Origin of the sequence: Janibacter sp. GXQ6167, from assembly GCF_041365945.1 — a bacterium.
In the GTDB taxonomy this organism is placed as follows: domain Bacteria; phylum Actinomycetota; class Actinomycetes; order Actinomycetales; family Dermatophilaceae; genus JBGFSK01.
This window is the reverse complement of the sequence record NZ_JBGFSK010000004.1, coordinates 85102-110648: the sequence shown is the minus strand read 5'-3', so window position 1 is coordinate 110648 and position 25547 is coordinate 85102. Positions and strand designations below refer to the sequence as shown.

General features: G+C 68.0%; 19 protein-coding genes and 1 tRNA gene. 7 read left to right on the top strand and 13 right to left on the bottom strand.

Annotated elements, in window-relative coordinates:
- Positions 1-39 precede the first annotated feature (39 nt).
- Positions 40-2142 carry an excinuclease ABC subunit UvrB gene (gene uvrB / locus AB8K43_RS07310; protein WP_370892960.1) on the bottom strand — a complete coding sequence of 701 codons (2103 nt, stop codon included), beginning with the start codon at positions 2140-2142 and terminating at the stop codon, positions 40-42.
- A gap of 79 nt (positions 2143-2221) precedes the next feature.
- Here uvrB and AB8K43_RS07305 point away from each other — a divergent pair, with 79 nt between their 5' ends.
- Positions 2222-3028, top strand: coding sequence for a phytanoyl-CoA dioxygenase family protein (locus tag AB8K43_RS07305; RefSeq protein WP_370892958.1), 807 nt, complete (start codon positions 2222-2224; stop codon positions 3026-3028).
- A 14-nt stretch (positions 3029-3042) separates the two neighbouring features.
- Here the strand turns inward: AB8K43_RS07305 and AB8K43_RS07300 are convergent, their stop codons facing one another.
- The 3 genes from AB8K43_RS07300 to rpsA form a co-directional block, all read right to left on the bottom strand.
- The gene (locus AB8K43_RS07300) at positions 3043-3399 is read right to left on the bottom strand and encodes a hypothetical protein (RefSeq protein WP_370892957.1); all 357 of its coding nucleotides are present in this window, start codon (positions 3397-3399) and stop codon (positions 3043-3045) included.
- 5 nt (positions 3400-3404) lie between these two features.
- The gene (gene coaE, locus AB8K43_RS07295; RefSeq protein WP_370892956.1) at positions 3405-4595 is read right to left on the bottom strand and encodes a dephospho-CoA kinase; all 1191 of its coding nucleotides are present in this window, start codon (positions 4593-4595) and stop codon (positions 3405-3407) included.
- A gap of 101 nt (positions 4596-4696) precedes the next feature.
- Entirely contained in the window at positions 4697-6175 is a 1479-nt protein-coding gene (gene rpsA, locus AB8K43_RS07290; protein WP_370892954.1) for a 30S ribosomal protein S1, read from the bottom strand.
- A 158-nt stretch (positions 6176-6333) separates the two neighbouring features.
- On the opposite strand from rpsA, the gene AB8K43_RS07285 reads away from it, so the two are divergent.
- The gene (locus AB8K43_RS07285) at positions 6334-7269 is read left to right on the top strand and encodes a class I SAM-dependent methyltransferase (protein ID WP_370892952.1); all 936 of its coding nucleotides are present in this window, start codon (positions 6334-6336) and stop codon (positions 7267-7269) included.
- Between the two features lie 72 nt (positions 7270-7341).
- Here the strand turns inward: AB8K43_RS07285 and AB8K43_RS07280 are convergent, their stop codons facing one another.
- Entirely contained in the window at positions 7342-8262 is a 921-nt protein-coding gene (locus AB8K43_RS07280) for a DUF3068 domain-containing protein (RefSeq protein ID WP_370892951.1), read from the bottom strand.
- A 184-nt stretch (positions 8263-8446) separates the two neighbouring features.
- On the opposite strand from AB8K43_RS07280, the gene AB8K43_RS07275 reads away from it, so the two are divergent.
- Both AB8K43_RS07275 and AB8K43_RS07270 read left to right on the top strand, forming a co-directional pair.
- A complete protein-coding gene (locus AB8K43_RS07275) occupies positions 8447-10198 on the top strand; it encodes a hypothetical protein (protein WP_370892949.1) in 1752 nt (583 codons plus the stop codon).
- The gene (locus AB8K43_RS07270) at positions 10195-11379 is read left to right on the top strand and encodes an acyltransferase family protein (protein ID WP_370892947.1); all 1185 of its coding nucleotides are present in this window, start codon (positions 10195-10197) and stop codon (positions 11377-11379) included. Before AB8K43_RS07275 ends, AB8K43_RS07270 begins: the two co-directional genes overlap by 4 nt.
- Here AB8K43_RS07270 and AB8K43_RS07265 read toward each other — a convergent pair.
- Positions 11280-15410, bottom strand: coding sequence for an alpha-(1->3)-arabinofuranosyltransferase family protein (locus tag AB8K43_RS07265; protein ID WP_370892945.1), 4131 nt, complete (start codon positions 15408-15410; stop codon positions 11280-11282). The genes AB8K43_RS07270 and AB8K43_RS07265 overlap by 100 nt on opposite strands.
- On the bottom strand, positions 15407-16192 hold the full coding sequence (locus AB8K43_RS07260) for a class I SAM-dependent methyltransferase (RefSeq protein ID WP_370892943.1): 786 nt from the start codon (positions 16190-16192) through the stop codon (positions 15407-15409). The genes AB8K43_RS07265 and AB8K43_RS07260 overlap by 4 nt, the downstream gene beginning before the upstream one ends.
- A gap of 31 nt (positions 16193-16223) precedes the next feature.
- Here AB8K43_RS07260 and AB8K43_RS07255 point away from each other — a divergent pair, with 31 nt between their 5' ends.
- On the top strand, positions 16224-17372 hold the full coding sequence (locus tag AB8K43_RS07255) for a glycosyltransferase family 4 protein (RefSeq protein WP_370892941.1): 1149 nt from the start codon (positions 16224-16226) through the stop codon (positions 17370-17372).
- A 1-nt stretch (position 17373) separates the two neighbouring features.
- Here AB8K43_RS07255 and AB8K43_RS07250 read toward each other — a convergent pair whose 3' ends face one another.
- From AB8K43_RS07250 to polA, 3 genes are all read right to left on the bottom strand, one after another.
- Positions 17374-17529, bottom strand: coding sequence for a hypothetical protein (locus tag AB8K43_RS07250; protein WP_370892939.1), 156 nt, complete (start codon positions 17527-17529; stop codon positions 17374-17376).
- A gap of 71 nt (positions 17530-17600) precedes the next feature.
- The gene (locus AB8K43_RS07245; protein ID WP_370892937.1) at positions 17601-19220 is read right to left on the bottom strand and encodes a hypothetical protein; all 1620 of its coding nucleotides are present in this window, start codon (positions 19218-19220) and stop codon (positions 17601-17603) included.
- Positions 19207-21891: a DNA polymerase I gene (polA, locus tag AB8K43_RS07240; RefSeq protein WP_370892935.1), complete on the bottom strand. Its 2685-nt coding sequence runs from the start codon at positions 21889-21891 to the stop codon at positions 19207-19209. The genes AB8K43_RS07245 and polA overlap by 14 nt, the downstream gene beginning before the upstream one ends.
- 113 nt (positions 21892-22004) lie before the next feature.
- On the opposite strand from polA, the gene AB8K43_RS07235 reads away from it, so the two are divergent.
- Both AB8K43_RS07235 and AB8K43_RS07230 read left to right on the top strand, forming a co-directional pair.
- The gene (locus AB8K43_RS07235; protein WP_370892933.1) at positions 22005-22427 is read left to right on the top strand and encodes a hotdog fold thioesterase; all 423 of its coding nucleotides are present in this window, start codon (positions 22005-22007) and stop codon (positions 22425-22427) included.
- A 31-nt stretch (positions 22428-22458) separates the two neighbouring features.
- A complete protein-coding gene (locus AB8K43_RS07230) occupies positions 22459-23214 on the top strand; it encodes a DUF554 domain-containing protein (protein ID WP_370892931.1) in 756 nt (251 codons plus the stop codon).
- A 40-nt stretch (positions 23215-23254) separates the two neighbouring features.
- Here AB8K43_RS07230 and AB8K43_RS07225 read toward each other — a convergent pair whose 3' ends face one another.
- The 3 genes from AB8K43_RS07225 to pyk form a co-directional block, all read right to left on the bottom strand.
- Positions 23255-23863: an ANTAR domain-containing response regulator gene (locus AB8K43_RS07225; RefSeq protein ID WP_370892929.1), complete on the bottom strand. Its 609-nt coding sequence runs from the start codon at positions 23861-23863 to the stop codon at positions 23255-23257.
- A 33-nt stretch (positions 23864-23896) separates the two neighbouring features.
- Positions 23897-23980 (bottom strand) — tRNA-Leu (locus AB8K43_RS07220).
- Between the two features lie 58 nt (positions 23981-24038).
- Entirely contained in the window at positions 24039-25487 is a 1449-nt protein-coding gene (pyk, locus tag AB8K43_RS07215; RefSeq protein WP_370892927.1) for a pyruvate kinase, read from the bottom strand.
- Positions 25488-25547 lie beyond the last annotated feature (60 nt).

Sequence of the window (25547 nt, the reverse complement as noted above, 5' to 3'; positions counted from 1 at the left end):
CTCATGGTGTGGCGACCCCTCACTCTAACGGCCCGTCGGTCAGCGGGTGGCCTCGGTCATCTGGCGGAGTTCCTTCTTCAGATCCCCGATCTCGTCGCGCAGGCGCGCGGCCAACTCGAACTGCAGGTCGGTCGCGGCCTGATGCATCTGCTCGGTGAGTTCTCCGATCAGGGCGACCAGATCCGCTGCGGGGAGGTCGCGCTCCCTGGCCGCCGGCGCATCCACCCCGGCCGCCGACGCCAACCGACCACGGGTGCCCTTGCCGCGGGACTGGTTGCGCCCGGACCCGATCAGGGCATCGGTATCGGCGTCCTCGCGCTGGAGCATGTCGGTGAAATCGGCAATCTTCTTGCGCAGCGGCTGCGGATCGATCCCCCGCTCGGTGTTGTAGGCGATCTGCTTCTCCCGCCGACGCTTGGTCTCATCGATCGCCTCGGCCATGGACGGGGTGATCTTGTCGGCGTACATGTGGACCTGACCCGACACGTTACGAGCCGCCCGACCGATCGTCTGAATGAGCGAGCGGGTGGAGCGCAAGAAGCCTTCCTTGTCGGCGTCCAGGATCGATACGAGAGATACCTCGGGCAGGTCGAGGCCCTCGCGGAGCAGGTTGATGCCCACGAGCACGTCGTACTCACCAAGCCGGAGCTCGCGCAGCAACTCGACACGCCGCAGGGTGTCGATGTCCGAGTGGAGGTAGCGGACTCGGACCCCCTTATCGAGCAGGTAGTCGGTGAGGTCCTCGGCCATCTTCTTGGTGAGGGTGGTGACGAGCACCCGCTCATCGCGGTCGGCGCGGGTGCGGATCTCATCGAGGAGGTCGTCGATTTGCCCCTTCGTCGGCTTGAGCACGATCTCGGGATCGACCAGTCCGGTGGGCCTAATGATCTGCTCGACCACACCATCGCTCTTCGCGGTCTCGTAGGGGCCGGGTGTCGCGGAGAGGTACACCGTCTGCCCGACCCGCTCGAGGAACTCCTCCCACTTCAGCGGGCGGTTATCGAGGGCGCTCGGGAGCCGGAAGCCGTGGTCGACGAGGGTCCGCTTGCGCGACGAATCGCCTTCGTACATCGCCCCGATCTGCGGCACGGTGACATGGGACTCATCGATGACGAGGAGGAAGTCCTCCGGGAAATAGTCGAGCAGCGTGCTCGGCGCAGAGCCGGGCAGGCGCCCGTCGATGTGCATCGAGTAGTTCTCGATGCCGGAGGTGGTCCCGACCTGGCGCATCATCTCGATGTCGTAGGTGGTCCGCATCCGCAGGCGCTGGGCCTCGAGCAACTTGCCCTGCGCCTCGAAGGTCTCGAGCTGCGCGGCGAGCTCCTTTTCGATGCCCGCGATCGCGCGCTCCATGCGCTCGGGTCCGGCGACATAGTGGGTGGCCGGGAAGACGTAGATCTCGTCCTCTTCGCGCACGACCTCACCGGTCAGCGGATGCAGCGTGTAGAGCCGCTCGATCTCGTCCCCGAAGAACTCAATCCGGATCGCGTGCTCCTCGTACGCGGGGATGATCTCCACGGTGTCCCCGCGCACCCGGAAGGTGCCGCGAGTAAAACCAATGTCATTGCGGGTGTACTGCATCGTGACGAACTGGCGCAGCAGGTCATCCCGGCCGATCTCATCCCCCACGCGAAGGGGGACCATCCGGTCGACGTACTCCTGTGGGGTGCCGAGGCCATAAATGCACGACACCGAGGCCACCACGACGACATCACGGCGAGTCAGCAGCGAGTTGGTCGCGGAGTGGCGCAGTCGCTCCACTTCGTCGTTGATCGAGGAGTCCTTCTCGATGTACGTATCCGTCTGTGGGACGTAGGCCTCGGGCTGGTAGTAGTCGTAGTAGCTGACGAAGTACTCGACCGCGTTGTGGGGCAGGAGTTGGCGGAACTCGTTCGCCAGCTGCGCCGCGAGCGTCTTGTTGGGGGCCATGACGAGCGTCGGGCGCTGAGCCCGCTCGATCAGCCAGGCAGTGGTCGCGGACTTCCCCGTCCCGGTAGCGCCGAGCAGCACGACGTCCTGCTCCCCCGCTTGGAGGCGGTCCGCGAGTTGGGTGATCGCCTCCGGCTGGTCGCCCGCCGGGTCGTACTCCGAGACGACCTCGAAGGGGGCAACACGCCGCTGCAGGTCGGTTACAGGTCTCATGGCATCCCACCGTAAGTCACGGCACCGACAACGCGCGGTCCTCGCGTGATATGCCCGTCGCGGTCATACGATGTGGCCCGTGACCGATCTCGTGACTCAGGCCGATATCGAGGCCTACCGCAAGGACGGCGTCCTCGTCGTGCGGGGCCTCCTCACCGACGAAGAGGTGGAACTGGCCCGGGAGGGCATCGCCACCGTCTTGGAGTTCCCATCGATGCTTGCCCAGGTGGCGAGCGGGGTGGACGATCCGGGTCGATTCGTCGAGGACTTCCGCCGTTGGCAGGATGTGCCCGAGATCGGCACCCTCGCCCTCACCTCGCGCACCGCGGAGGTTGCCGCGGCCCTGCTGCAGACCGACCAGGTCCGCTTCTATCACGACCACGTCCTCGTCAAGGAGGGCAAGACGCGCCAGCCGACACCCTGGCACCAGGACCAGCCGTACTACAACGTCGACGGGCACGGCACGAGCGCCTGGATCCCGGTCGACCCGGTCCCGGTCGCGGGCTGCCTGGAACTCGTCGCCGGGTCGCACGAGGGCCCGTGGAAGATGCCCCGCACCTTCCTCGATGGCAAGGCGAAGTGGTTCCCCGAGGGAAGCCTGGACGAGTTGCCCGATATCGACGCCGATCGGGACGCCTTCGACATCCGGGCGGCCGAGTTGCAGCCCGGGGACGCCATCTTCTTCGACTTCCTCACCGTCCACGGTGCCCCGGGCTTCCCCTTCGAGGGGCGCCGGCGGGTGCTTTCGTTGCGCTATCTCGCCGCAGATGCCCGGCACGCGCCGAGGGAGTGGACGACATCTCCCCCGTTCGACGAGCTCTACGACGTCCTGCCCGAGGGTGCCGAAATGGACCACCCCCTCTTCCCCGTCGTTTGGCCTCGCTGACTTCGCGCGCGGTCCTAGAAGTGGACGGGGAAGTCCGGCGGGTCCTGCGGCTCGGCCTCCCCGCTGCGGATCTCGCGCCAGTGCCCGCCGGGGCCTCGGCGGAGCACCCAGCGACCGCACTCGGCATAGGGTGCGAGGGCCTCGACGAGGCGGCGCACCGCCGCTTCGGCTTCGTCGTCTTCGACGCCGTCGTTGCTCGCCGAGACGCCGAAACGCAGGTGGATCTGGGGCTGACCGCGCACGAGCTCGACCGACCGGTCCTCGACCCGGTGGGTTTGCGCGAGAATCTGCTCCGCTGCTGGCAGCACCGAAGGGGGCGCCACCCCCGGCCGCGCAGCGTGAATGTCGATCGCCACTCGATACGACGGCACGGCCGCTACTCCCCTGCCGCCGGAGGTTGCCAGCCGGTCTCTTCGGCCCAGGCAAGAACTCGCGGGTGGACCGCGTCGAACCACGGTTCCTTCGCCTCGGGGTACCGCGCCCACCGGGTCTCGTCGGCGGCGATCCGGCGTTTGAGCGCCTCGTAGTCGCCGCGCCCGGCCCCATCCGCGCGCAACCAATCCCGAAAGCGCAGCGCCCATACCCAACCGGGCGAGCCCACTTCGCGGACATGGACGTGGACGACCTGGCCGGGATCACACCCACCGTGGAATCGCTTGGGCCAGTCCTGCTCGTCCTTGGGATGGTCGGCGTCGACGCCCGCGACCCGTGGGTATCCAGCCCGGGCCAGCGCCTCGATGAAGTCCGGCGCGTCGGCGTCGTCGAGCGACCTCACTGCCACCTGGAGGTCGATCACGTCTTTGGCAGCGAGCCCCGGTACGGCGGTCGACCCAATGTGGTCAACCCGTAGGGCGCGCTCGCGCAGGGCCGCCGCGACGCGGGCGGCCAGCCGCACCCCGGTCGCGGCCCAGGTCGGGTCGGTCACGAGCTCGACCCGTTCGGGCCGGCGAACTCGGGTGCGGTGCCAGAGATTATGAGCGAAGGGGACAAGCCGCTCGTCCCACAACCGGTCGACCTCGGCGCGCAGATCCTCTTCGTCACCATGGTTTTCGAGCCATACATCGGCGGCATCGCGCCGCGCCTCGTCATCGGCCTGGGCGGCGATCCGCGCGCGGGCGTCCTGCTCGGTGCTGCCGCGCGCGATCACCCGCTGAACCCGGATCTGCTCATCGGCATGGACGACGACCACGAGGTGATAGGACGAGGCGAGGTCCTTTTCGACAAGCAGGGGCATGTCGTGGACGAAGACCGCGCCGTCGGGAGTGCTGGCTGCGATCTGCGAGGTGCGCTCGGCGATCCGCGGATGAGTGATCGCCTCGAGGTCGCGGCGGGCGGCCTCATCGCGAAAGACGATCGCGCCGAGCGCGGCCCGGTCCAAGGTGCCGTCCGCGGCGATCACCCCACCGCCGAAGCGATCCGCGATCTCGGCGAGCGCCGGTTCCCCTGGAGCCACCACCTCGCGGGCGATCGCATCCGCATCGGCGAGGTGGGCGCCGCGCTCGATCAGGCGTCGCGCCACGGTCGATTTGCCGGCTCCGATGCCTCCGGTCAGTCCCACGCGCAACATGAGACTCAGCCTAGAGCGCCCCGCCGACATGACGAAGGGGGTCACGCACCGGTCGGTGCGTGACCCCCTTCGTTTGGCGAAGAACCGGTCGTTAGACCAGATCAGCCACCGGTGAGCTTCTCGCGCAGCGCCGCGAGGGCCTCGTCGGAGGCCAGGGTGCCCTCGGCCGCCGGAGCGCTCTGCGAGGACGAGGTGGAGCCGGAGTCCGAGGAGTAGGACGTCGCGTCGCCGGCCTCGGAGGCCGCCGCCGCGTCTTCCTTGGCAGCGGTCTCGACCTGGGCGCGGTGCGCCTCCCAGCGAGCGTGCGCCTCGGCGTACTGCTTCTCCCAGGCCTCGCGCTGAGCCTCGTAGCCCTCGAGCCACTCGTTGGTCTCGGAGTCGAAGCCCTCGGGGTACTTGTAGTTGCCCTGCTCGTCGTACTCCGCAGCCATGCCGTAGAGGGTCGGGTCGAACTCGGTGAGGTTCGCGCCGTCCTCGTTGGCCTGCTTCAGCGACAGCGAGATGCGCCGGCGCTCAAGGTCGATGTCGATGACCTTGACGAAGATGTCCGCACCGACGGTGACGACCTGCTCGGGCAGCTCGACGTGACGCTCGGCCAGCTCGGAGATGTGGACCAGGCCCTCGATGCCATCCTCGACGCGCACGAAGGCGCCGAAGGGGACGAGCTTGGTGACCTTACCCGGCACGACCTGACCGATCGCGTGGGTCCGAGCGAAGTGCTGCCACGGGTCTTCCTGGGTCGCCTTCAGCGACAGGGAGACGCGCTCGCGGTCCATGTCGACGTCGAGGACCTCGACGGTGACCTCGTTGCCGACCTCGACGACCTCGCTCGGGTGGTCGATGTGCTTCCAGGACAGCTCGGAGACGTGGACGAGACCGTCCACACCGCCGAGGTCGACGAACGCACCGAAGTTGACGATGGAGGAGACGACGCCGGAGCGCACCTGCCCCTTCTGGAGCTCCTTGAGGAAGGTGGTGCGGACCTCGGACTGGGTCTGCTCGAGCCAGGCACGGCGCGACAGGACCACGTTGTTGCGGTTCTTGTCGAGCTCGATGATCTTGGCCTCGATCTCCTTGCCGACGTACGGCTGGAGGTCGCGGACGCGGCGCATCTCGACGAGCGACGCGGGGAGGAAGCCACGCAGGCCGATGTCGAGGATGAGACCACCCTTGACGACCTCGATGACGGTGCCGGTGACGACGCCGTCCTCTTCCTTGATCTTCTCGATGGTGCCCCAGGCGCGCTCGTACTGCGCACGCTTCTTGGACAGGATCAGGCGGCCTTCCTTGTCCTCCTTCTGGAGGACGAGGGCCTCGACGGCGTCACCGACGGAGACGACCTCGGAGGGGTCAACGTCGTGCTTGATCGACAGCTCACGCGAGGGGATGACGCCCTCGGTCTTGTAGCCGATGTCGAGCAGGACCTCGTCCCGGTCGACCTTCACAATGTGGCCATCGACGATGTCGCCATCGTTGAAGTCCTTGATGGTCTCGTCAATAGCGGCGAGAAGCTCTTCCTCAGATCCGATGTCGTTGATCGCGATCTGGGGGGCGGTCTGGGCGACCGTGCTGGCAGTCATGTAGTAGGAACTCCGTTTACGGACAATGGAAATCGTGCGGACAAAAAGACAAACTCGTCGCCGACCCGTCCGGGCGGACGACGAGCGCGGCCCCGCATGTCTTAGGCTCGGCCAAGCCGACGACTACGACGGCACGACAAAACGATCGACACACGAAGGTGCTCGTCCATCCTAATGACCGAGGGCGCTCGTGGTCAAAGACAGCCGAAGGGCGGGAACTCGCGGTGGAGCCGGACAGTCCTGAACTCACGGCCTGGCTCGATGAGGTCGGTGGGGTGGCCCGTCGCCCGGCCGACCAGGGCGAAACGGTGACGGCCAACCGTCGCTGGTGGGATGCCGAGGCCCCTACATATCAGCGTGAGCATGGCGCCTTCCTCGGCGAGAGCGATTTTGTCTGGGGACCCGAGGGCTGGCAGGAGCACGAGCTCGCCGTCCTTGGGCCTCCCGGCTCGCTGCGCGGCGCCCGAATCCTGGAGTTTGGCTGTGGCACTGCGCCGTGCGGCCGGTGGCTCGCACTCCAGGGTGCGCAGGTCGTCTCGAGCGACCTCTCGGCTGGCATGCTGCGCGAGGGCGAGGCCATCCACGAGCGGATACGGCAGGAGAAGGGTGAGGCGCACCCCCTTCCCACCCTGGTTCAGTCCGACGCGACGTGCTCCCCCTTCGCCGACAACTCCTTCGATCTCGTTGTGTCCTCGTATGGCGCGGTCCCCTTTGTGGCGGACTCCGCGGGGCTGATCCGAGAACTTGCCCGTGTGCTGCGCCCCGGAGGTCGACTGGCGTACTCGACGACGCACCCGGTGCGCTGGGCCTTCCCCGACGTCCCGGGTCCGGACGGACTGGTGGCGCACGGGTCCTACTTCGACCGGACCCCTTATGTCGAGACCGATATCGATGGCACGGCGACCTATGTCGAGCACCACCGCACGGTCGGTGACCGCGTGCGCGATGTGATCGCGGCCGGGCTGCGCCTGGTGGACCTGATCGAGCCAACCTGGCCGGAGCGCAACCCGCAGACCTGGGGCGGGTGGTCGCCGCTGCGCGGAGAGCACCTGCCCGGCACCCTCATCGTGGTCGCCGATAAGCCAGCGTCTTAACGACAGACAAAGGGGGGGCGCCCGGCCGGGCGCCCCCCTTTATCTGTTCTCTCGCCGAGTGCTTCGGCTTCGCTACTGGCGTCGGGTGCGAGTGCGCTCCCCCGCCGGCGCTGCCGCCTGCGAACGGCCCGAACGAATCAGGAAGAAGCCGAGCACCAGGAGGATCAGGCCGAGCGGGAGCAAGACCCAGGGCAGGGCCGAGAGCATGCCGAGCCGGCTCGCGTTGTCCTTGGCGTCTTCGACATTGGCCTTGATGGTGTCGTCGGTGTAGACGAGGTTCACATCGAGCATGGTCTGCCCGTCCAGCTTGCGGACCTGGTGCTGGGCCTGCTTCAGCATGCTGCCGGTCACCGGGTCGACCCACATCTCACCCTCGGTCGTGTAGAGGCCCTGGATGCCCTCGGAGATCTCGGCGGGCTCGTCGACGGCGGAGGTGGTGAACTTGTAGACCTCAACACCATCGAGGTTCTCAACGCCCTCGAAGTTGGCGTCGATCGAGCGCTGCAGCACGCCGTCCCAGAAGGGGTAGGTCTTCTTCTCGGTGTTGAAGGGGAACTTGTTGACCAGACCCTCGTGCGGCTCAGCGTCATCGCCGAGGATCTTCTTGGTCTGGTCGGCGTTCAGCGCCAGGGCCGAACGGCGGTCCGTGACGAAGTTGTCGGTGCCCGCATTGACGAGGCGCTTGTCGGGGTCGTTGGCGTCGACGCAGTCGGGCGCCGGCTCCTCGGTGACCTTCGTCAGGCAGGTAAAGGTGCTAAAGACGACGTTGTCACCATCGGACTTGTCGGGGTTGGTCACGGTGTGGCTGAAGTACTGGACCGGACCCGGGTCGCCGACGGGCACGGCCGCCGCCTCACCGGTCAGGTAGGTCTTGGTGTCAAGCACGACGGGGGTTCGCTTCGCACTGCTGCTCAGCCAGGTGCCAGACAGCACAGCGCTGACGAGGAGAAGCCCGGCGAGGACAAGGCACACGAGGCCGACAATTCTGCGCATAAAGATGGCTACCTTAACTCCGTTGGTATGGCATGGGGCCGTCAGGTACGGCGCGGCCGAACATACCAGCAAGTAGCCTGGACGAGACACACAATGTGACGCGTGTCCTCATGGTGAACACGGATGTCACAATCGTGATGTTCTGTAGGCCCAAACCGCCACGAGATTCGAGGACATTGCCACCATGAAGTCGTGGTTCGAGATCCCTGGACGGACCCGAATTCAGGTGCTCGTCCTGGCCGCCGTCATCGCCGGGATTCTGGGCTTCCTCGCCTCCCGAGGATCGTGGTACGCCGACGATTTCGAGTTCCTGATCAACGGTCGTCGCGGCTTTACCGCTGATGCTCTCCTCGAGCCCGTCAACGACCACATCGTCCCCGGCCTGCGCCTGAGTTACGCCCTCTTCGCGCTCGTCGATGGTCCGAGTTGGACCCTCACCGTCGTCTTCCGCGCGGTGCTCTGGTTCGCCGCGGTCTGCCTCATGGCGGGGCTAATCTGGCGGACCACCAAGACCCCCTGGGCGACCCTGGCGGCGGTCGTCTTCTACGGCCTCGCGCCGGTCTCGATGCCGTCCTTTATGTCCCTGTCGAGTGGCGTCAACACGATCCCGGCGCATTGTCTCGGTCTGATCGTCTTGCACTGCACGTTGGACTGGTTTGCCCACCGCCGGTGGACGAGCCTCCTCGGCGCCGGCGCAGCACTCGCGGCGAGCATGGCGTTCTGGGAAAAATCGGGCCTGATCTTCGTCACCGCGATCGCGCTCGTGATGGTGGTCGTGCCGAAGGGAGAACGCGGCCGCCGCCCCTTCGGGACCTGGTTCCTCTCGATGGCGGGAGCTGCCGGGGTCTATGCGGTCCTCTATATCGTCCTCGGAAGCTCCAGCGGCTCCTGGCCGGGGATCGGTGTGATGGGGCGCCTGCTCTGGCTCGGTTTTGTCCGGGCGCCGGTGGTGACCCTGGTCGGCGGTCCGGCTCAGTGGCGGACCACCGATCCGCCCTACTTTGGGTTGTCCTCGCCCCACCCGATCGTCATCGGCATCGGGCTCCTCGTGTTGATCGCCTTCCTCGTGATCGCCTACCGCCGTGCGCGGTCGACGCTTTGGCTCTGGGGAGCCGTCCTCGCCTTCACGGTCGCGACCGTGATCACGGTCGGCATCGGGCGCTACACCGCCTTCGGCGAGGTCCTCACCGCTCACTATCACTACTGGACCGACATCTCGATCCCACTCACCCTGGCGGTCATCTTGACCCTCACCCGGTCGGGGTGGCTGCCGAAGGCCAAGGCGCTGCGGTACGGGATTCCGGCGCTCTGGGTCGGCGCGGTGGCGATCTCCTTCGCGATGTTCGCCGGCCCGTGGGGCGAAAACCCCTCCGGCCGCTACCTGGAAAACATGACGACCGATATCGCCGCGGACCCCGGGGAGACCAATCTGTGGGACACCCGGCCACCGCTCTCGGTCATGCCATACATCTCGACCGAGCGGCGAATCTCGCATGTCCTCGAGCTGACCGGGACCAAGGCGGTCTTCATGCGGAGCACCCCTCAGCCCCTCTTCGTCGATGACGATGGTCATGTCCGCTCGGCGCAGCTGGTGCCCTGGGCGACCGGGGTCACCAAACCCGAGTGTGGAAACCAGATCAGGGGGCGCGATCCCCTCACGATCAAGCTCAACGAGCCTCTGCCGGAAGGGGAATGGGCGGTCGCCATGTCGTACCTCGCCAACCCCGAGGCTCATGTCGACGTCGACCTGGTCAGCCCTGATGGTGGGGTGACCCCGACCCGGTCGACCCCGGTCTGGGATGCGGGCCTCGCGAACGCCTTCGCGGTCGCCGACGAACCAACCGCCGTCGAGGCGGTGCGCTTGACCCCACGCGAGGACGGCACCCAGGTCTGCCTCGACCAGGTCTTTGTCGGGCTACTGAAGGCTCAGGAATGACGACGCTGCGCTCCCACTTCCCCGGTCTCGACGGACTTCGTGCGCTCGGGGCCTTGTTCGTCGTGACGACCCACGTCGGGTTCACCAGCGGCGATGCGGTCAACGGCCCGTTTAAGGGGTTGCTCGCCCGGATGGACTCGGGTGTGGCCCTGTTCTTCGTGCTCTCCGGCTTCCTCCTCTTCCGACCGCACGTCATCGCGTGGTTCGGAGAACGCACCGCGCCGGATCTGGGCACCTACGCCCGTCGCCGCGTCCTGCGGATCATGCCGCCGCTGCTGATCGCGGTGGTCGCGGCGATGGTCCTGCTGCCCTGGGAGGACGCCACCTGGTTTAACTACCTGGCGCACGCCACCTTCTTGCAGATCTACCTCGATGACATGCAAACCAATGGCCTCACCCAGATGTGGAGCCTGTCGACCGAGGTCGCCTTCTATGTCGCGCTGCCCGTCGTGGCCTACGTTCTCGTCCGGCCGCCTAAGACCGTTCCCGATCGCCGGGCGGTCCTGCAACGCCTCGGGTTGCTCCTTGCGACGCCGCTCCTCGGCGCCTCCTGGATGGCCCTTGGAGTCGCGGTCGAGAAGCCAAACTGGGGGCTGTGGCTCCCCGGCTTTATCGGCTGGTTTGGCCTCGGCATGGCTCTTGCGCTCTGGCAGGTCTCTCGCGCGCTCGGCGTGCTGCGCTTTTCCATCGTCGATGAGGCGGCCCGGCACCCCTGGACGACGTGGACCCTCGCCGTCGGCATCTTTCTCGTCGCCGGCTCTCCGATCGCTGGCCCGTACACCCTCGTGGCCTCGACACCGACCAGTGCCTTCATCAAGAGCCTGCTGTACGCGATCTTCGCCGCGCTGGTCATCTTGCCGGCCGTGGGGGTGGCCGGCGAAGAGGATCCCGCTCCGGTGCGTGCCCTCGGCGGCCGGGTCGGCAAGTTCCTCGGCGATATCTCCTACGGCATCTTCTGTTACCACCTGATCGTGCTCTACCTCACCGAGCGCGCGATGAATCACCAGGTCTTCGGCGGCAACTTCTGGCAGCTGTGGGTTTCGACCGTGGTCGGCAGCATCATCCTCGCGTCGATCAGCTTCTACGGCTTGGAGCGTCCGCTCATGCGGCGCGCCCGCCAGGCCGATCGGCGCCAGCGCCCGAGTGATGCGCCCGCGACGGCGGTCAGCGCCAGGAACTGAACCGCCCAGCTCTTCACTCCCGTCGCCTCGACCGGCCAGGTCACGCGGACGGCGAGGATCGCCGCGAGGACGCCGGTCACCACGATGAGGGCGATCATGACGGCGCTGCGGCGCCGCGCCAACCAACTGCCGAGGACCGCGATGGCTGCGCCCACTGCGCCTGGGATCCCTGCGAGGAGCACCAAGAGGAGGACGGCGAGTGGCTGCGGCACCGCTCGGCCCCGAAGCACGGGGACGCTTCGGCCGTGGAGGGGTATCGGCCGGCGACGGCCCATCGCATCGGAGGTGAGGATCACCCCGAGGACGATGAAGAGGGCGAGGAGGCCGCCGATCAGCAACGCGAGCTGGTAGGTGCCATTAGGGGCAAAGCTCGCGTGGATCGCGCCGATCGTCCCGGCGGGCACCACCCACGCCTGCTTCCACCCGTCGACGCGCAGGGGTCGCAGCTCGGTCCCGTCGGCCGTCTGTGCCCGCCACCCAATGTTGAAGTTCTGCGGGATCACGAGCAGGCTCTCGCCGCGACCCTGGCGGCTCGTCAGCGTCAGATCGAGGGTGGTCGGGCTCGGCCGCTCCACGGCGACCTGGACGCTGCGGTCCGGCTCGCCCTCGCCGTGGTCGAAGGCGATCTCGGTCGGAACGAACTCGCCGGAGGGACCGGCGACGACGTGGTTCGTGCCCTCGCTGAACTGCGGTCGTTCTTGACCACACAGCGACCAGGTGAGGTCGCGCCCTTCAACGATGTCGGCGAGGGTTCCCCTCACCCTTGTCTTGAGGATCTGGCCGTTGATCGCGAGATCGGGTCCAAAGCCGCAGGCCGCGCCCGTCGGTGAGGACAGGGTCGCGGGAGGCTTCGGGATCTTCACCCCAGCGAAGACCACCTCGGAGACGCCCGGGGGCAGTCCCTCTTCGAAGCCGGAGACGGAGTCGACCGAGACGAGGGGACGGGTCTGCAGGAAGTCGATGCTGACCTGCCGGAACGACCGCTTCGGGAAGTGAGCCCAGCCCTGCTCGTCGACATCGGCCTCGATCGCGTCCTTCCCGTCGAAGATCAGCCGGATCCGGCTGGCCCGGGAGGCCGCGAGGAACTCATCGACCTGCAATTGCACACCATCGGTGCGGATGCGCTCTGGGAGCAGCAACTCCAGGCGTGGAATGAGTTCGCGCGGCGAGGCCACCCAGCCGGTGCCGAGCGATCCATCGACGGCCGCCTCGGGCCGCCCGGCCGGAGCACTGACGCCCCGCGAAGAAGCCTTGGCGCGGATGGTCGTCAGGCCACCAAGGAGTTCCTCGATCCCCTCGCCTTCGCGAGCGCGAACGGTGCCTTGCATCGAGTACCGAGCGTCCTGCGGCATGGTCAGGGTGCGGCGGATTCCCCCTTCGTTTTCCGGAGACCGGCCCAGGGGGGTCACGCAGAGCGGCCGGTCACCGACCATCGGGCACTGGGGCTGCCCAACGGTGGTCTCGCGCAAGAGGATTGCCGCCGGTGGCACGTCGGTCGCCGGGACCACGAGCTTGCTCCCGAGGAGCACATTGGCCAGGCCAAGTTCGCTGATCCCGGCCACGGTGTCGGTGCGACCGGGTTGCATCGACTCGATGGTGACCCGCACCCAATCGGCCGCGCCGATCGGCGTGGCGACGGTCTGGGCCTTCCCCGGGGTCGGGTCGAGCGCAGAGGTCACCTTGCCGTTGCGCGTGCTGACCGTCACCCGGTTTGGCAGCGCGTCGACGGGGGCATTGCCCGAGAGCCGGATCGTTAAACCATCCATGGGGACCGGGCGGTCGAAGCGCAGTTCGAGCCACTGCCCAACCCCGCCACCGAAGGTCCCGGACATCCAGGCGGTCGAGGGGTCGTTGTCGATCGCGGCCTGCGGCCCATTGCCGGGGCCGGTCCGCACACCGGCATTGGCATCGGATCCCGACGAGGAAGCGAGGACCGCAGTGAGCGGCGGATCCCACACGCGATGCGTTTGGGGCGCCTGCGGGTCGGCGATGTAATCCCAGATCGCGCGTCCCGAGCGGACCGGATCGGTATCGGCGCGCACCTGAGAACTCGAGTCGATGGCACCGAAGCCGATCTCACGTTGCTTGTTGCCGTCGACGACAATCCGCTCCGGGACGCTCGTCTGGTCGCCGAGTTCACTCACGTCGGTGCCGGTGACAACGGCCTTGACCCAGGGGAAGGCTGCGCGCACGTCGGCGACGTCCTCGGCTCCTGCCCCGGGCGCGCTCACCACCTGATCGAGCGGGACCTGGCGGGCCGACGGGACGGCACCGAGGTCGTAGACCTCCACCGCGGGGTACGGCAGGCGGGTCCGCCAGTCGACGGTCCGCTCGGGGCTCTCGAGCGAGAACTGTGCTTCGCCGAAGGTGCGCACGGGCGTCAGGCGGGAGCGCGCGAGGCTCTGGTGCAACGCCAACTGTGCCCCGTTCTCGGCGTCGGTCCGTAGGTCATTACGCACCACGAGGAAGCGGATGCCGGCGCTGCGCAGGGCGTTGGTCAGGGGCGGTCCCCCACGGCCACTGCGCAACTCACGCTCGATGTAGTCCATCGCCCTCGTCCCACCGGCCGAACCGAGGGGGACGGCGTCGCGCACGGCGAACGGGCGATTCATGAGCGCCTGGAGGGGCTCATCCTTGGTCGATCCCCAGATGAAGTCGGCGAAGGAGGCGCCGGGGATCACGAGGACCGTGCCATCTTCGGGACGCTCGTCGAGGTAGCGGGCCGCGTCGTGCCAGTACCTAGGGATCTCGGTGTACCCCTCCGGCCGGGGCAAGGCGCCAGCGATGCCGGGAGCCGCGAGCCCGACGATCAAGGCACCGGTGAGGCTCGGGACGACCCAGCGGGCGAGATTGATCCGGCGGGCACCCCGGGCCGCCACATCGATGGCGTGCGCAAGGCCAACGGTCAGCACAACCCGGACCACCAGCTCGAACTTGTGGGTATTGCGCAGGGGCGCAAGGGGCCCATCCAGCAGGGCCTGCAGCTGGCCAGCGAAGGGGCCAGCGAGCGCTCCGGTGTGGCCGAGGGTGACCAGGATGAGCCCGGTGAGCAGGCCGACCACGAGGAAGCCGCGGACCTCTTCGCGAAGGCGCAACACACCGACCAGGGCGATGACGAAGAGGACTGCGGTGACGAAGATCAACCCCGGCTCGGTCACAAAGAGCCACTGCGCGGGCCAGCTCGGCCCCTTGGGCCCGGCGAGGAATCCCAGCCACGGCGTGGTGCCGCGCAGGCCCTCGAAGACGCTCGCGTAGGCCGTCGTGATCGGAGCGTTTTCGATCCAATCGAGGAAGGGAGGGCTGTAGCGGCCGAGGACCACGAGGGGGCCGAGCCACCACGCGCTGGCGGCGATCACGGCACCGAGCCAGACGGGGAACCACTTCACCCCCGCGAGCCAGGGCTTGCGGGTGAAGAACCAGATGGTGGGCAGGATCAATGTTGCCCCGGTCGCCACCGCATTGATCCCGCCGACCAGGGCGAAGGCGAGGGCCGAGCGGGAGATCCGCCAGGCCCACGAGCGTGGTGCGGGATCAACGAGCGGGATGAGCACCCAGGGCGCCATCGCGAGCGGCCAGACCTCGACGGAGGTGACGGCGACCTCGGACATGAGCCGGGGTGAGAGCGCGAAGGCGAGAGCAGCGGCGAAGCGGGCCCAGGGCGAGGCGACGCCGAGGTGCTGGAGGAGCCGCCACATCCCGATCAGCGCCACCGAGAGCACGACGGTCCACCACAGGCGCTGGATCACCCACGCGTCGAGCCCGATCGCGCTGAGCGCCCAGTGGAAGGGCCCCACCGGGGCGAGGTAACCGTAGGCCTGATTCTGCAGCTGCCCGAACTGGCCTTGGGGATCCCACAGATTGAGCGCTCGGCCGAGGAACCCAGCGGGGTCAGCGGTGAGGTCGAGCTTGGTATCGGGGACGATCAGGCCGGGCGCCTGGTGGAAGCAGAGCGCGGCCAGCATCGCCACCGCTGCGGCCAGGCGGAGCCGCCACACGGCAGGCGAGGCCTGCGGGGAGGCGGCCTGCGTCATGCGCGCTCCAGCACGATCACCGCGTTCCACGCGACGACCTCCCGAAGCCCGGGGACGCGGATGACCCACCGAGCCCACCGCGGGTGATAGCGCGGCAGCACCTCGACGATCCGGACCTCACCCCGGCTTTCGAGGGCCCGTGCCCACCGCATCATGCGACCGACAGAGCAGGCGAACAGACTTGTGCCGTAGTCGTTCTTCGGCCGTTTGCCTTCCTTGCGCGCGTAGCGGTTCGCGGCCCGGTATCCGCCGAGGTAGTGCCAGGGCGCGGTCTCGTGACCTCCCCACGGGGACAGCCACGGGGTCCAGGACAAGACGACCGTGCCGCCCGGCCGGGTGACGCGCAGCATCTCCTCGGCCATCGTTTCGGGCGCGGGGACGTGCTCGAGGACATTGCTCGAGTAGGCGATGTCCACACTGTGGTCGGCGAGCGGCAGTTGCGTTCCGGAGCCGCGCAGCGCGTTGACCCCCACCTCTCCCCGAGCGCTCAACTCCCCCGCGTCGGGTTCGATCCCCGCGTACCTCGCGCCCTCGGCAGCGAAGGCATCGGCGAAGTATCCCGGGCCCCCGCCGACGTCGACCACGGAGCGCCCCGAGAGGGTCGTCCAGCGCAGCACCTCAGCGACCGAATCGCGAGCCAGCAGAGAGTAGAAGTGGTCCGGATCACGTTGCTCTACAAGGAAAGCACGGAAGAGGGCTACGCTCCGTCGGAGCGAACCGCGCCGGTACACGGGGGCGGTTACCTGAGGGTTAACATCGCTTCTGCCGGTCGTCACGGCCATATCTTGTCATCGTCGAGCAACGGAGTTCGCCATGCGTGTCGCCTTCCTCAATTGGCGGGACTCAGGTCACCCCGACGGAGGGGGTGCCGAGCACTACGCCGAGCAGATTTGCGAGGGTCTCGCGGGGCTCGGGTACGACGTCACCTTGTACTGCGCGGCCTACCCCGGGGCGGAGCATCGCGAGCGCGTCGGGGGCTACCGCGTGAGCCGCCAAGGGAACCGCCTGACGGTCTACGGGGCCTCGGTACGGGCTCTGCGCGAAGACCAGCGGGTGGAGGGTGACTTCGACGTCGTGGTCGATGTGCAAAACGGCTTGCCCTTCTTTGCTCCCCTTGGTGTCGAAGCCCCTGTGGTGAACCTCACCCACCACGTCCACGAGGAACAGTGGCCGGTCGTCTTCGGCCCGATCGTCGCCCGTCTCGGATGGTGGATCGAATCGGTCCTCGCGCCCAAGGTCTATCGAGGACGCCAGTACGTCGCGGTGTCGGACACGACGCGTGACGAACTGAGCGAACTCGGGGTGAACCGGGAACACATCGCCGTGATTCACAACGGCACCGACACCCCGAAGGCCCTCGACGTGCCGAAGGCCGAGACGCCGACCATCGTCGTGCTCGGCCGCCTGGTCCCCCACAAGCGCGTCGAGCATGCCATCGATGTCGTCGCTCGGCTGCGCGATCAGTTCCCGGGGTTGCGGCTGCGCATCATCGGCGATGGCTGGTGGCGCGATGAGATCAGCGCATACGCGACCCGAATGGGCCAAGAAGACATCGTCGATGTCCTGGGGTTTGTCTCCGATGAGGCAAAGCACGCCGAGCTTGCCAGCGCCTGGGTCGCCCTTGCCCCGAGCATCAAGGAAGGGTGGGGCCTTTGCGTCGTCGAGGCCGCGAGCCACTTCGTCCCCACCGTGGCGTATCACGGGACGGGCGGGCTGGAGGACTCGATCCAGGATGGGCGCACGGGTCGGCTCGTGGGCAGCCTCGATGAGATGACCTCCGTCGTGGCGGACCTGCTCACCTCGGCCGACGAGCGTGCGCGACTGGGCCGCGCCGCCCGAGAGTACTCACGTCAGTTTGAGTGGGAGGGCACCGTGGCCGCGTGGGATCGCCTGTTGCGGCACGTAGCAACGGAAAATCGCCCCACCGCGCAAGGCGATGAGGCGACTTTCGATCAGCAGTAGATCAGTTGCCGTAGTTCTCGATCTGGCTCGAGTCGGTGGGCTGGCCGGCGGCGTTGGTCGGCGACACCGCGCCGATGACGGCCCAGAGCGCGAAGACGGCGATCATCGCCCCGACGATGAAACTGATGAATCCGGCGATGGCCGGGTTCTTCTGCATAGCGGACATGCTGGACCTTTCTGGCGCGTATAAGAAGTCGCCTCAATACTAGCCGGTAATCGAATGCAGCGTCACCTTTGTGGCGCAGAACGCGCCGGGCGGATCCACACCTGCCAGTGCTCACCGTCGTGCACCAGGTCGAAGCCGGGGATCTCCCGAGGGATCGGTCCGGGCGTGTCGCGCCAGATCATGACCGCGTCGACCCCCTCCTGATCGAGTCCGGCCCGGCTCACTCGGCCGTTCGCCCACTCGATGGCGGACGCCGGCTCGGCATCGGCAACCCGGTAGGTCTGATCGCCCCGTCCAACCACCAGCGTGGATGCTCGGGCCGTGCGCCCCGAGAGCGCGAGTCCGGTGGGATCGAGGAAGGGAGCCCCGCTGGCCCAGGGCGTGGAGCGGATCGGGCGCCACGGGAGAACGAGTGTGTGCGCACGATCCGGCACTGCCGCAACGGCTTTGGACCATTCGGCTGGGTACGTCGCGGGCGTGTAGGCGGCGCGCAGTGCTCCGCTGGCGTCAGGGGTGGTGAGGATCGCGAGGCTCATCCCTAGCACCGGCAGGGCGCCGACGAGGCGGCGCCCGATGAGATCTGGGAGCCGCCCGCCGATATCGCTGAGACCGCGGGCCGCGAGGACCGCCACGCCGAGCGCGGACCAGCCAATCAGTCGATGGGTATCCCTGATCAGGCCGACCCCCGGCACCGATTGCAGGGCGGAGAGCACCGCGATGCCGAGCGGCGTGGCGAGCAGCGTGACGAGAATCACGGGGAGCGCCCAGGCTGCCCCGGCGAGTCGTACGGCTCGTCGGTCCCTCCCGCACCACGCACCCCAGGCCGCGATGGCGAGGACCGCCAGCGAGATCGAAACGCCACGTCCCTGGGCCCGCGAGGCGAGGTGGACCCCTTCGGCCCAAATCCCCCCGAGGGTGGCCACCGAGACGAAGCCGCCGAAGGGCGAGTCCGTCCCGGCCGCGAAGGCGCCGGCTCCCGCGGCCGCCGCGGTGGTGGGAGCGCCAAGGAGAGACGGGATCACCCAGGGCAGGCAGAGCAGGATTGGCACCAGAGCGAGGATGAGATCGCGAGGGCGCCGGCTGAGCGTTAGGGCCGTGACGATGACCGTCAGCGTGGCCGCGACCCCACCCCACGGCGTCAAGGCCGCCGGGAGCACGGCCGCGGTGGTCAGCGCGAGGCGACGGCGCAGCGATCCGCCGCTGCGCACCGCGGCGACGATCCACGGGACGGTGCTGTAGGCCAGCAGGGTCGGGGCCTGGCCGAGGAGAAGGCGCTCGACGAGGAAGGGATTCCAACTCGCGAGGGCTGCCGCGACCGGCGCCGCCCACGGGGTTCGGCGCACCAGCCAGGCGGCGCCCGAACCCGCCAGGATGATGCTCGCGAAGAGGATCACCTTCTGCTGGACCCCTGCCGAGATCACCGGCGCGAGGATCGCGGTCACCGCATTAAGCGGGACCGCCCGCGCGGCCTGCCCGTCGCGGCCTAGAGCGGCATCGTTGAGGACTGGGTCGGGGACGGTCACGAAATCGCGGACCAGCAGCACCCCAGGGGCGAGGGCCGGACCGACGAGGAGCAGCGCGAACGCGATCGAAACGACCAGCCCGAGGAGTGCCTGCCCGCCGGGGCTCGCGAGGCGCTCGCGCCAACCGCCCGTCGAACGCCCGGGTCTAGTGGGCCGCATCGTGCCAGCTGTGCCCGACACCGATGCTGATTTCTAAGGGGACGTCGAGGTCGATCGCGGTCCCCATCTCCCGGCGGAGCAACGCCTCGACGGCCTCCTGCTCCCCCGGGGCGATTTCGAGGACGAGCTCATCATGAACCTGCAGGAGCATGCGCGAGCGCAGGTCCTGTGCCGCGAGCGCCGTCTCGACGCGCAACATGGCGATCTTGACGATGTCGGCGGCCGATCCCTGAATCGGCGCGTTGAGCGCCATGCGCTCGGCCATCTCGCGGCGCTGGCGGTTGTCGCTCGTGAGGTCGGGCAGGTACCGGCGCCGGCCCAGCATGGTCTCGGTGTACCCGACCGCGCGGGCCTGATCGACGACCTCACGGAGGTAATCGCGCACGCCACCGAAGCGCTCGAAGTACTCATCCATAAGCGCGCTCGCCTCGCCGGTCGCGATCTGGAGCTGCCGGGACAGCCCGTAGGCGGAGAGCCCGTAGGCGAGGCCATAGGACATCGCCTTAACCTTGCTGCGCATGGCCGGGGTGACCGCTTCCGGGGTCACCTCGAAGACCCGGGCGCCGACAAAGCGGTGAAGATCCTCGCCGGTGTTGAAGGCTTCGATGAGGCCCTCGTCCCCGGACAGATGCGCCATGATCCGCATCTCGATCTGGCTGTAGTCCGCCGACATCAGCGACTCGTACTCACGGCCATCGTCGCGGCCGACCACGAAGACCTCGCGGATCCGGCGCCCCTCGTCGGTGCGAATCGGGATGTTCTGCAGGTTCGGATCGGTGGAGGACAGTCGTCCGGTCGCCGCGATCGTCTGCTGGTAGGTCGTGTGGATGCGCGCGTCATCGGAGACCGAGCGGATCAGCCCTTCGACGGTCACCCGCAACTTCGCCGCATCGCGGTGGCGGAGTAGTGCTTCGAGGAAGGGGTGCTCGGTCTTGGCGTAGAGGTCGGCGAGGGCCTCGGCGTCGGTGGTCCATCCGGTCTTGGTCCGCTTGGTCTTCGGCATCCCGAGGGTGTCGAAGAGGACGACCTGCAACTGCTTGGGTGAGCCGAGGTTGATCTGCTCGTCTCCGATCGCTGCCCACGCGTCGGCCTGTGCCTCGGCAACCTTCCCGGCGAAGCCGGACTCCAATTGGGCCAGAGCGGTCTCGTCGACCGCGATGCCGGCGCGCTCCATGTCAGCGAGGACCCGCACGAGCGGGAGTTCGACATCGCGGAGCAGGTCGCTGCCGCCAGCCGCCTCGACCTGATCGGCGAGCTGGGGGGCGAGCTCGGCGATGGCGGCCGCCCGGCTCATCGCGGTCCGAGCCTCCTCGTCGTCATCGGCCGCGAAATCCAGCGTCCCCTGGGCCGACTGTGCTTGGGCGGCCTGGATCTCCCGGCCGAGGAGGCGCACGGTGAGATCGCTCAAGTCATATGAGCGCTGGTCCGGCCGGACGATATAGGCCGCGAGCGCGGTGTCCATCGTGAGGCCCTCGACGACCCAGCCGCGCCCGGTGAGCGCGTGCCACGGCCCCTTGGCATCGTGGAATGCCTTGAATCGGGTCGGGTCCGCGAGCCAGGCGGCGAGGGCCTGCTCGGCCTCGGGGTCGAGTTCGACCAGGTCGATGTGAGCGGCGACCCCGTCGGCGGTCGCCAGGGCGATCCCGGTCGCGTCTCCCCGGCCCCGTCCCCAGGTGCCGATCACCTCGACCCCGAGGGTCGCTCCCGGGGTCGCGTGCTGATCGAGCCAGGTCCCAACGGCCTCCCCCGTCAGGGTCTCCCCCGTCACCTCCAAGGCACCGGAGACCTCTTCGGTCGCCACCTCGAAGGTCGAGAAGAGACGGTCGCGCAGGACCCGGAACTCCAGCGAGTCGAAGAGGGTATGGACGCGCTCGCGGTCCCATTGCCGCCGGGCGAGATCGTCGAGTCCGACCGGGAGGTCGAGATCACGGACGAGTTCGTTTAGGCGCCGGTTGCGCAGCACGCCGTCCAAGTGGTCGCGGAGGGACTGACCGGCCTTGCCGGTGATCTGGTCCACGGAGGCGACGATCCCGGTGAGGTCACCGTATTGACCGATCCATTTCGCCGCGGTCTTCGGACCGACCCCAGGCACGCCCGGCAGGTTGTCGCTGCTCTCGCCGACCAGGGCCGCCAGATCGCTGTACCGGTTTGGCGGCACGCCGTACTTCTCCTCGACCGCCTCGGGGGTCATCCGCGCGAGGTCCGAGACCCCCTTCCGCGGGTAGAGGACGGTCGTGTGCTCATCGACAAGTTGCAGCGCGTCGCGGTCTCCCGAGCAGATCAGCACGTCCATCCCGGCGCCGCGGCCGGTGGTCGCGAGCGTGGCGATGATGTCGTCGGCCTCATAGCCGTCGACCTCGACGTGCCGGATCTGGAGCGCGTCGAGGACCTCCTTCAGCAGGGAAACCTGTCCCTGGAAGGCGTCCGGGGTGGCCGAGCGTCCGGCCTTGTACTCGGCGTACTGCTCGGTGCGGAAGGTCTGCCGGGAGACGTCGAAGGCCACCGCGAGATGGCTGGGGTCTTCGTCGCGCAGGACATTGATGAGCATCGCGGTGAAGCCGTAGACGGCATTGGTGTGCTGTCCGGTGCTCGTCGAGAAGTTCTCGGCAGGCAGCGCGAAGAACGCCCGGTAGGCCAGGGAATGTCCGTCTAGCAGCAGGAGTCGACTCACGGGCTCCACCCTAGGCGGTGGCACCGGCTACGCTCATCGTGCTGCGCGGGGGACCGAAGAATCGACCCCGCTCGTCGATCACGATCGGTACCCCCTAGGAGTGCACCCCCGCCATGACCCTCTCCCCCGAAGACGCCGCGGCCATCGAGGCCATGAACGCCGGCACCCTGCTCGAGCGGATGCACATCGAGCTCACCGAAGTCGGCCCGGAGCGGGTCGTCGGTCGCATGCCGGTCGAGGGCAACACCCAGCCCTACGGGTTGCTCCACGGCGGCGCGTCGGTCGTCCTCGCCGAATCGCTCGGCTCGATCGGGTCGGCCCTGGTGGCGGGCGAAGGGCGGGTCGCTGTCGGCCTGGACATCAACGCCACTCATCACCGGGCTGCGCGCTCGGGGTGGGTCACCGGGGTCGCCACGCCGGTCTCGGTGGGCCGCACGCTCGCCTGCTGGGATGTCGTCATCACCGATGAGGAAGGGCGCCGGACGTGCACCTCCCGGATCACCTGCCTGCTTCGCGACGCCGCTCCCGGGGCATGAGCGCCCGCGTGACGCCGTGGTGGGGTGAGGCGTGAGCGCCTTCGTCGGCGCGGGGACCGTCCTTAATGTGACGACGGTCGTCATCGGAGCACTGCTCGGCATGGCCGTGGGCCACCGCTTGCCCGATCGCACCCGAAGCGTCGTGACCGACTGCCTCGGGCTCGTCACGCTGCTCATGGCAGGGCTGTCCGCAATGTCGGTCACCTCCCCAGACTTCGCCGCCGCGACCGGGCGGGGAGCGCCGGTCTTGATCGTCCTGGGGTCCCTGCTCATCGGCTCGATCATCGGCTCGTTGCTCCATATCGAGCAGCGACTGGAGCAACTCGCCGGGGTGGTCCAGCGCCGCGTTGGCGCGACCGGCGGCGGACACGAAGGGCGCGAGCGCTTTATCGAGGGCTGGCTGACCGCCTCCCTGTTGTTTTGCGTCGGGCCGCTCACGATCCTTGGATCCCTCTCCGACGGGCTCGGGCGCGGGATCGATCAGTTGGCGCTGAAGTCGGTGCTCGACGGCTTCGCCGCGCTCGCCTTTGCCTCATCCTTCGGGATCGGCGTCCTCTTCTCGGCCGTCAGCGTGGCCGTGATCCAGGGGTCGATCACCCTGATCGGGTTCCTGCTCGGATCGATCATGCCCGAGGCCCAGATCGCGGCGCTGACGGCGACCGGCGGGCTGATCCTCGTCGGGATCGCGTTGCGCCTGCTACAGATCCGCAACCTGCCGGTCGGTGACATGCTCCCGGCCCTGCTGGTCGCGCCACTGCTGACCGCCGCGGTGACGGCCCTGACCTAGCCACCCTCCGTGGCAGGGTGGGCCAGCGGTGGGAAGGGGTCTAAGCCTTTTCCATCCCGGCGACCACGGCGTCGGCGACCTCGCGCATCCCCATGCGACGGTCCATCGCGGTCTTTTGGATCCAGCGGAAGGCGTCCGCCTCGGAGATCTTCAGCTTCTTCATCAGCACGCCCTTCGCGCGCTCAACGGCCTTGCGGGTCTCGAGGCGCTCCCCCAGGTCGGCGATCTCGGCCTCGAGCGAGGTCATCTGCGCCCAGCGGGAGATGGCGACCTCGATCGCGGGGGTGACATCCGAGACGGTGAAGGGCTTGACGATATAGGCCATGACGCCGGCGTCGCGGGCCCGCTCGACGAGCTCCTTCTGGCTGAAGGCGGTCAGCATGATGACCGGGCAGATCCGCTTCTCGCCGATGGCCTCCGCAGCCGACAGGCCATCCATCACCGGCATCTTGACATCCATGATGATCAGATCCGGACGGGTCGACTCGGCGAGCGCAACCGCCTGCTCTCCGTCGGCCGCCTGACCCACGACCTCGTACCCGGCCTCCCCCAACATCTCGGCGAGGTCGAGACGGATCAGCGCCTCGTCCTCGGCGAGGAGAATCCGCAGCGGCGCGGCGGGGTCAGCGGTGGTGCTGGCATCGGGCATGGTCGACCTCGTCGTCTACTAGAAGCGAATCAGTGCCGAGGGCGGGATTTGAACCCGCACGCCCGAAAAGGGCAGAGCATTTTGAGTGCCCCGTGTCTGCCATTCCACCACCCCGGCAAGGGTGCGGCCAGTGTAGCCAGACGGGATGCCCCCGATGCACACCGGCCCCGTCGGATCAGTACAACTCTTCGTAGGCAGCGGCGAGTCGGTTGCGTGCGTCACCGATCTGGTGGACCCGCAACGCGTTGGTCGAGCCCGGAAGCCCCGGCGGTGATCCCGCGACGATGACGACCAGGTCGCCCTCTTCGACCCGACCGGCGTCGAGCAGGACCTGGTCGACCTGCATGGCCATTTGGTCGGTGTGTCGCGTCGGCGAGACGAGGAAGGTCTCCACGCCCCAGGTCAGCGCGAGCTTCGAGCGAGTCGACTGCAAGGGGGTAAAAGCGAGCATCGGAATCCGCGGCCGCACCCGCGCCATTCGCCGAGCGGTGTCGCCGGATTGAGTGAAGGTAATGAGATATTTCACATCGAGCAGATTGCCGATGTGGGCCGCCGAGGCGGTGATGGCGCCGCCCTTCGTCGTCGGCGTCGTGCCGAGCACCGCCATGCGTTCGAGCCCATGGGTCTCGGTGTTTTCGATGATCCGCGACATGGTGCGGACCGCCTCGACGGGATGGGCCCCGACCGAGGTCTCCCCAGAGAGCATCAGCGCGTCGGTGCCGTCGAGGACGGCGTTTGCGGCGTCCGAGGCCTCGGCGCGGGTCGGGCGCGGGTTTTCGATCATCGACTCGAGCACCTGGGTCGCGACGATCACCGGCTTGGCCTGGCGCCGCGCGATCTCGACGGCGCGCTTTTGGACGAGCGGGACCTCTTCGAGCGGCAGTTCGACTCCGAGATCGCCGCGAGCCACCATGACGCCGTCGAAGGCCTGGATGATCTCCGGGAGGTTCTCCACGGCCTGCGGCTTTTCGATCTTGGCGATGACGGGCAAACGCTTGCCCTCTTCGTCCATGATCCGGTGCACGATCCCGATGTCGTCGGCGGAGCGGACGAAGGACAGCGCAATGACGTCGACGCCAAGTTGGATGGCGAAGCGCAGGTCGGCCTCGTCCTTTTCGGACAAGGCCGGGACGCTCACGGCGACGCCGGGGAGGTTGATGCCCTTGTGGTCCGAGATCATCCCGCCGTCGATCACCGTCGTGATCACGTCGGTATCGGTCACCTGGCGGGCGATCAGTGAGATCTTCCCGTCATCGATCAGGATGCGGTCGCCGACGCGGACATCCGCCGCCAGGCCGTGATAGGTCGTCCCGACGATCTCCTTATCGCCCGGGACATCGCGCGTCGTGATCGTGAAGGTATCCCCCGCCGAGAGCAACACGGGGCCCTCCGCGAAGAGGCCGGTGCGGATCTTTGGGCCCTGGAGATCCGCCAGGATGCCGACGGCCCGCCCGACCTCGTCGCTCGCTCGGCGGACGCCCATGTAGACGTCCGCGTGGCCCTCATGGGTGCCGTGGGAGAAGTTCAACCGGGCGACGTCCATCCCGGCGCGGACCAGGGCAACCAACTTCTCGTGGCCCGCGGTGGCCGGCCCCATGGTGCACACAATCTTGGCTCTGCGCATGCGGACAACCCTAATGCGCCGAAGGGGGTGGGCGTGACCGCAGTCACGCCCACCCCCTTC